The following is a 7,039-nucleotide window of genomic DNA, read 5'->3' as shown; positions in this document are numbered from 1 at the left end:
CAGGAATTTACTTCCTGTGTACATAGAAAAAGGGCCTTTGGAAAAAAATCCAAAGGTCCTTTTATTTCAATGACTGGTTAATAGTTTTTTCCCAGCCACTTTTAAATATTAATTCGCAGTCCGTTCCACAAATACCCGGTGCCAAGTAATAAACGTTAAAATCGTCCAAATTTTGCGTGAATTATCCCGACGACCTTGGCAATGTTCATCGAGAAGCTGTAGGCAGTATGCCTTGTCGAGCCACTGATCCACATTGGCCGTTTGAATCATGTCCACGGCCCAGTCGTGAAGCTCATTTTTGAGCCACACACGAATGGGAATGGGAAATCCCAGCTTTTGCCGATCTACAATGCCGGTTGGCAAAAAGGCCTTCGCCGTCTCACGTAAAATATACTTTGTGGTCCCATGCGCCACCCGTAAATTGGTTGGAATTTTTTGCGCGACGCTAAAGACCTGTCGATCAATAAACGGCGTGCGCAATTCCAATCCTGACGCCATCGAGGTCCGATCCGCATTCAGTAACAAATCACCCGGCAGCCAAGTATGCATATCCACATCTTGCATCCGGGTAATCGCATCGAGTTGGTGGTTGCGTTGATAAACCGAACTAACCGCCTGATAAAACGGAAAATGCTGATCGTACTGCTTCAATAGCTGGGCCTTTTCTTGCTCATTAAAAATCTTCGCGTTACCGATAAAGCGGTGTTCCAACGGCGTCGTTCCCCGCAGTAAAAAGTTGCGCCCCTTCATCGTTGGCGGTAACTGGGCCACCGATGCATGTAGCATCGTCTTGAGCGGTTGGGGAATCCAATTAAAACACTGTAGTGACTTTGGCTCGTGATAAATACGGTAGCCGCCAAACAACTCGTCGGCACCTTCACCAGTCAGGGCCACTTTGCAATGTTCGTGCGCCAACCGGGCTAAGAAATACTGCGCAAACGCCGCGGGATCTGCCAGTGGATCATCCATGTAATACACAAACTTAGTGAATTCTGCCATAAAGTCCGTTGGTGTGATCACCCGACTAATGTTTTCCACTCCGAGCATGGCGGCCGTTTCCTTCGCAAGATCAATTTCACTGTACCCAGGATGCTCAAATCCCACCGAAAAAGTTTTCAGGTGGGGATGCAGTTGACTGGCAAGGGCCACAATAATCGACGAATCGATTCCACCCGATAAAAAGGCCCCGACCGGCACGTCTGAACGCATGTGGCAGGCAACACTCGCCGTCAGTGTCTGCTGCAGTTCCGTCATCAATGCCGTCGTCGAAGTAACCTTGTGCGGCTTAAACTGTGCATCAAAGTATTTTTTCACCTGAATATCCTGATGAGGTCGCTTGATAAAGTAGTGTCCCGGTAAGAGTTCGTTCACACTTTGATTCAAGGTTTGAGCTCCGGGAACATACTGAAACGTCATGTAATTTTGTAAAGCTTCCTCACTAATATCCTGAAAATCATTAATTTGAGCAAACACCTTTTTCTCCGATGCAAAGTAAATACTGTCGTCTTGTTGTTCAAAATAAAAGGGTTTGATCCCAAATTGATCCCGAGCACCGAAAATTTCGTGCGTCTGGGTATCCCAAATCACAAATGCGAACATCCCCCGTAGATGATCTAATAACTGAATGCCATAGTGTTGGTAGGCTGCTAAGAGGACCTCTGTATCACTATCCGTCGCAAACTGGTATCCCAGTTGCTTCAGTTCATCTCGTAGTTCAATATAGTTATAGATCTCACCATTAAACACCACCCAGTTGCGTTGCTGCTGATCCGCTAGCGGCTGCTTACCATGTTGTAAATCAATGATACTCAACCGCCGAAATCCAACCGTAATATCTTGGTTGTCAAAGTAACCCTCATCGTCCGGACCCCGGTGATAGATCAGCTGATTCATTTGCTTAATATCTGTTAATCGCTCCCGCTGTTCGCTGTTATCGTTATGAATCGATCCAACAAACCCACACATAAAATTCCTCCCACGTCTTTGCCAATCATTATTCTCAAATTAACTCGCAATCCAGCATAGTCAAAATGAGCGTGGCAAAAAAGGGTAGAAAAATTAATTTAAACTGAAAAAATCACATAAACTACCGGCAACCCCCGGTTTCATCACATCGCCCTATAAAAAACTGCGAACCAGATTAACTCTAATAATCTGATTCGCAGTTTTAATTTATCTTACCTCTGGATAGGTCACCCAGCCATAGTCTAATAATTGATGATATTTTTTACCAACCGGGACCCATAAACTGGATTCCAATACCCGTTTGATAGATTCCCAGAACAAAGGATCTCCTTTTTCTTGGGAAGATAGATTAACATTCACTAATTCGCCGGTTTCAGTTTTTGCAATGACGAAGGGATAAAAGACCTTCACGATTTGAGCGGCAATAATATTTTTAATTTTTTGGTCTTGATCTAATAACATAACTTCTCACTCCTTAAGTGTATGATCCTATCATACCCTCCGATTGTGAACGCTGGCCGACACAAACTATGAATGAATCATGACCTTTTACCTACGAATTACTTTAGAAAAGTTACGATTTATTAATGACTATTTCATTATATTAATACATAGTTCTACCTAAACCCTAATCGGAGTTGCTTTTTGGGGTAGTTCGCGCGACAATAACTAAAACTTAATTCTTACGAAAAGATCTGATACCTATGACCATCGTCCACTACACCATCGCTCACACTGACGCTCAGTTTCAAGTGGCCCGTCAGCTTATTTTACAATACACCCAAGGACTCAATCTCAACCTAGACTTCCAGAACTTTGATCAGGAGATGCAACACCTGGCCACCGAATACAATCGTCCCCATGGCGTTCTTTTATTGGCATACATCGATCACCACCCAGCGGGGATCGTGGCCCTTCATCAGTTTGCAGGCCCGATCGCTGAAATGAAACGACTCTATGTGGTACCAGCCTATCGCCATCTTGGAATTGCTCGCGAGTTGATTTCTCGGTTGCTTATTCAGGCCCAGCACCTTGGCTACCAGTCCGTTCGCCTAGATACTCTCCCCACCATGACTGGCGCCCAATCGCTCTATCGCACCATGGGGTTCGTCCCTATTGATGCCTACCGGTATAACCCGGTACCCGGGACCCTTTATTTAGAACATACCTTGTAAAGCAACACTAGATGATGCTTTGAACATCCGTCAGCATTTGCTGAAGTTCCCGATAGTCAGGGACATGTTGTTCTTCAATGACATAGTTCAAAATATTGACCAATAGCGCCACTAATAGTGCCTTTTCAAACGGTGGTACCTCGTGTTTCATAATTTTAGGCATGTACTCCCCAATAATTTTTTCCAGTCGTTTATTCAGGGTTAATGCGCCCACCTGGATACTCTGTAACGCCTTCAATTCATCTTGACGGTTCACAAATAATGTGTTTAATTCTGGCGTCATTACTTCCAAAATATCCTTAAAAGATTGATTTTCCCGACTCAGCTCAAGCCGTTTTTTGATTACTTGCTCATACATCTGTCCAAAGTTTTCAATCATCGTCTGCGCAAGAGCATATTTATCCGTATAGTGCTTGTAAAACGTGAGACGATTAATCATGGCTTCTTCGGCGATCTTAGTCACAGTTACCGATTCAAATCCATTCTCATTAACTAGCTTCACAAAAGTAGTCTGAATAGCTGTTTCTGTGCGTTTAATTCGTAAGTCGGTCATTTTGCTTGCCTCCCCAAGGCATTAATTTGGGTTTATTATAATACGTGTTGCTTAAATTAACATATGCTGCTTATAACTGATTTAAGCAAGTACAATGTCAAAATAGGCGCAGATTTTAAGCAAGGCTTCCTTAACAAGTTCCATGTCTCAAATAACCGTACTAATCTTGCCATTTTACCATCCCCAATCATGGTTTTATTTCATAATGCTTTTTCTGAAATAATAGCTGCTAGCTAGATATACGCATTATTATATCCAAAACGCAAAAAACATTAACCTGGGCACCGACGATCATTCTGAAACTTTTAGTTCTTAGTGAAAAATAGTGGTAATCTCCTAATTCGGAGATCACCACTATTTTTCACTACTGCTCAGCTGCTAACGCTTTAGTTCACCATGCTATTCTCCATACGTTTCACTTTCAACACTGATCGAGCCATTCGCACTGGTTTGGGCCAAGTAACCCTCACTTGTAATTTCATACGTAGCCACCACTGGCGCCGTATCTGGATCCGCACCGTCCGCTTTCATATTGGCACTATTGTGATTCTCACGAACCGTAATTTGTAACAACCCGTCACTATTCTTGCCCATATCCATGGTGTAATCCTCACGGGTATACCCATCCTCCGCAAAGGTTGGTTGAAAATGCTGCCAGACCCAGCTCTCAACCTGGGCCGTTGTTAAATTATGCTGGTCCACACCAGCGCTGTATGCTGTCGTCGAGGTAGCACTGGATGACACCGATGAACTGGAAATAGAACGACTCTCACTGGACGATGCTGCCTTGTTAGTATGTTGCTTCGAAGATGTCGATGCCGTATAGCCTGACGATTGAGAACCAGAATCACTGGCTGTCGAAGTCGTTTTTTGGCTGCTACTCCATATAAACGCACCGCCAGCTACCAAAATCACAACAACCATGATCACCGCAATCCATGGTTTCCGACTTTTCTTTGGTCGCTGGGGCTGATGCCGTGACGGTGTTGGTTCTGCTGATCGTTTCCGATTCTGTGTAACCGATTCCTGCTGATTACTCGTACTTTTCATGTCGTTGGTTGCTGCCGGCTGAACTGGAGGCTCAACCTGATCTGCAGCTAAATTCTGACCACAATTTGGACAAAATTTAAGGGTCTTATCCACCAGCGCCCCACACTCCGGACAAAATCGTTTTTCCTGATCCATAATTAACTACTCTCAACTTTCCCAATTTAAAAGTGCTAGTTGCTACTCCTACTGTTAATTATAAAACAATCAGTCAATTAACAAAATAGCCATCACCATATTTCAGTCACCTTATCATGCTCATCGTATTGAAGTAGTTTGATCCACACCTTGTTTTTCCCACCTTTATTTTATTATACTAGGAGATGCATTGATTGAAATCAGGGCATGCCCCTGGACTGGTTCGGAAATTCCCAGAATAAAAAACCAAAAACCTGAGGAGGTTGGAGAAATGAATGCACCGATTAAAGTTATTATCGATTGTGATCCCGGGATCGATGATAGCTTAGCACTACTACTGGCACTAAATTCACCGGAATTAAACGTGGTCGGCATTACCACCGTTAGCGGTAACGTGCCTGCCGATTTAGGAGCGCAAAATGCGCTCAAGATACTCGACTTTGCCCAGCATCTCAACATCCCCGTCTATATTGGTGCCATGTCTCCCTTAAAGGTGCCCTACACCAGCGCCCAGGATACGCATGGCGACGACGGACTCGGCAATAGCCACCTACCAGCCGTCACCACCGTGACACCCCATCCAGATGCGGTCACCTTCATTTTAGATCAGCTCCACCAAAATCCGGAAATTCTCGTCCTGGCACTTGGACCGCTGACAAACATTGCCCAAGCCTTGCAGCGGGATGCAGCCGCCTTTGCCGGACCCGGTCGGTTTGTGCTCATGGGTGGCAGCTACAAAAGCCACGGCAACTGTTCACCGGTGGCTGAGTATAATTTTTGGTGTGATCCAGATGCCGCTAAGGTCGTCTTTGACGACATGCCCCGATTAATCGAAATGGTTGGGCTAGATGTGACCCGTAAAATCGTCTTGACCCCCAGTCTGCTTAGTTATATGAAGCACACCGACGAAACCACCGGTTCGCTCATTGAACATATCACCCGTTTCTACTTCGATTTTCATTGGGAGTACGAGCGCGTAATCGGGTGCGTGATCAACGATCCTCTGGCAGTGGCGTACCTGATTAATCCCTCACTTCTGAGTGGGTTTGAAAGCTACGGCACCATTGCCATGGACGGCGTTGCCCGCGGTCAGTCAATCGTCGACGATCACCATTTTTGGCACCACGCACCCAATGTGCGCATTGCGACCAAAGTTGCTGTGACCGACTTCTGGCAGCTATTCCTGCCCCGGGTCACCGGGGCGGAATCTCCCGACCTTGAGCAGATTCTCCAACAACTGATGGGCGGTACGTCCGCATGAGACAATCCCGATTACGACTACTCATCCTTATGGCCTGCTGTATTGCGATTAACTTCGTTGGAAGCAACCTAGCCCTACTCCTGAAACTACCAATCTACTTGGATTCCATCGGTACCCTCTTTGTTGCAGCCACATTTGGGCCACTCGCAGGGATGATCGTCGGTGGTACTACTGGGGTCCTAGTCGGCGTGACAAGCGATCTCTATTCACTTTTCTTCATGCCGATCCAGCTCGTTATTGCCCTAGTCGCCGGCCTAGTGTACACCCATTGTGACATTCAAAAAATCCGCCACATCTGGTGGAGCGCCCTAGTGATTGCACTCCCCGGTACAATTCTGTCGACGTTAATTACCATCCTGTGTTTCGGCGGGATCACGTCATCAGGATCAAGCCTGATCGTGCAACTCCTGTTTGGCGCTGGCTTAAGTAAGGCTACTGCAGTGCTGGTTGTTCAACTGATTACGGACTATGCCGACCGATTCATCAGCCTGCTAATTGTCGCACTGGCGTATCGTACCCTCGTCAACCGCTTTGCTCACCGAGCTTGATAGAGTTTAAAAAATTAAAAATTAAAAAAAATCTTCGATTACCCCATCAATAGTGGACGATAATCGAAGATTTTTAGTTATTTAATAAAGCACGAAAGGGCGTCAACGAAATCCGGATAGCGTTGACCACGTTCACATTACATGTTTATTAGAAGCTCAGTTAGTCTTCCAATTAATGCGCTTGTAAGCTATTTGCCTAACGCCCTAGTAAGTACCCTAATCTACAAGTGCTTGCTGATCCTCGGCTAATAGTCCCGATTACTACACCCATAATAGACTTTTACCGCCTAGTTGACGCCTATGCTGGCACACAAAAAGACCCACGATGACTCGCGGGCCCCCTAAAATTCAA

The 7,039-nt window shown here is 45.4% G+C and carries 7 protein-coding genes; 3 read left to right on the top strand and 4 right to left on the bottom strand.

What is annotated here, in order from left to right; genetic code table 11:
* Nucleotides 1-108 precede the first annotated feature (108 nt).
* Together asnB and FC26_RS02985 are read right to left on the bottom strand one after the other, a co-directional pair.
* The gene (asnB, locus tag FC26_RS02990; protein ID WP_057777732.1) at nucleotides 109-1,965 is read right to left on the bottom strand and encodes an asparagine synthase (glutamine-hydrolyzing); all 1,857 of its coding nucleotides are present in this window, start codon (nucleotides 1,963-1,965) and stop codon (nucleotides 109-111) included.
* A 207-nt stretch (nucleotides 1,966-2,172) separates the two neighbouring features.
* Nucleotides 2,173-2,427, bottom strand: coding sequence for a hypothetical protein (locus FC26_RS02985; RefSeq protein ID WP_057777731.1), 255 nt, complete (start codon nucleotides 2,425-2,427; stop codon nucleotides 2,173-2,175).
* 242 nt (nucleotides 2,428-2,669) lie between these two features.
* On the opposite strand from FC26_RS02985, the gene FC26_RS02980 reads away from it, so the two are divergent.
* Nucleotides 2,670-3,140, top strand: a complete 471-nt coding sequence (locus FC26_RS02980) for a GNAT family N-acetyltransferase (protein ID WP_057777730.1) — start codon at nucleotides 2,670-2,672, stop codon at nucleotides 3,138-3,140.
* Between the two features lie 7 nt (nucleotides 3,141-3,147).
* On the opposite strand, the gene FC26_RS02975 is transcribed toward FC26_RS02980, so the two are convergent.
* Nucleotides 3,148-3,693 carry a TetR/AcrR family transcriptional regulator gene (locus tag FC26_RS02975; RefSeq protein WP_057777729.1) on the bottom strand — a complete coding sequence of 182 codons (546 nt, stop codon included), beginning with the start codon at nucleotides 3,691-3,693 and terminating at the stop codon, nucleotides 3,148-3,150.
* Between the two features lie 399 nt (nucleotides 3,694-4,092).
* Nucleotides 4,093-4,878, bottom strand: a complete 786-nt coding sequence (locus tag FC26_RS02970) for a zinc ribbon domain-containing protein (RefSeq protein WP_057777728.1) — start codon at nucleotides 4,876-4,878, stop codon at nucleotides 4,093-4,095.
* A 271-nt stretch (nucleotides 4,879-5,149) separates the two neighbouring features.
* On the opposite strand from FC26_RS02970, the gene FC26_RS02965 reads away from it, so the two are divergent.
* Together FC26_RS02965 and FC26_RS02960 are read left to right on the top strand one after the other, a co-directional pair.
* Nucleotides 5,150-6,139: a nucleoside hydrolase gene (locus FC26_RS02965; RefSeq protein ID WP_057777727.1), complete on the top strand. Its 990-nt coding sequence runs from the start codon at nucleotides 5,150-5,152 to the stop codon at nucleotides 6,137-6,139.
* Nucleotides 6,136-6,687, top strand: a complete 552-nt coding sequence (locus FC26_RS02960; protein WP_057777726.1) for an ECF transporter S component — start codon at nucleotides 6,136-6,138, stop codon at nucleotides 6,685-6,687. The genes FC26_RS02965 and FC26_RS02960 overlap by 4 nt, the downstream gene beginning before the upstream one ends.
* The last annotated feature ends 352 nt before the right edge of the window (nucleotides 6,688-7,039 follow it).

Origin of the sequence: Paucilactobacillus vaccinostercus DSM 20634 (assembly GCF_001436295.1) — a bacterium.
Lineage (GTDB): Bacteria > Bacillota > Bacilli > Lactobacillales > Lactobacillaceae > Paucilactobacillus > Paucilactobacillus vaccinostercus.
Note: the sequence above shows the minus strand (reverse complement) of the source record. Positions and strands in the feature narration are given on the sequence as shown.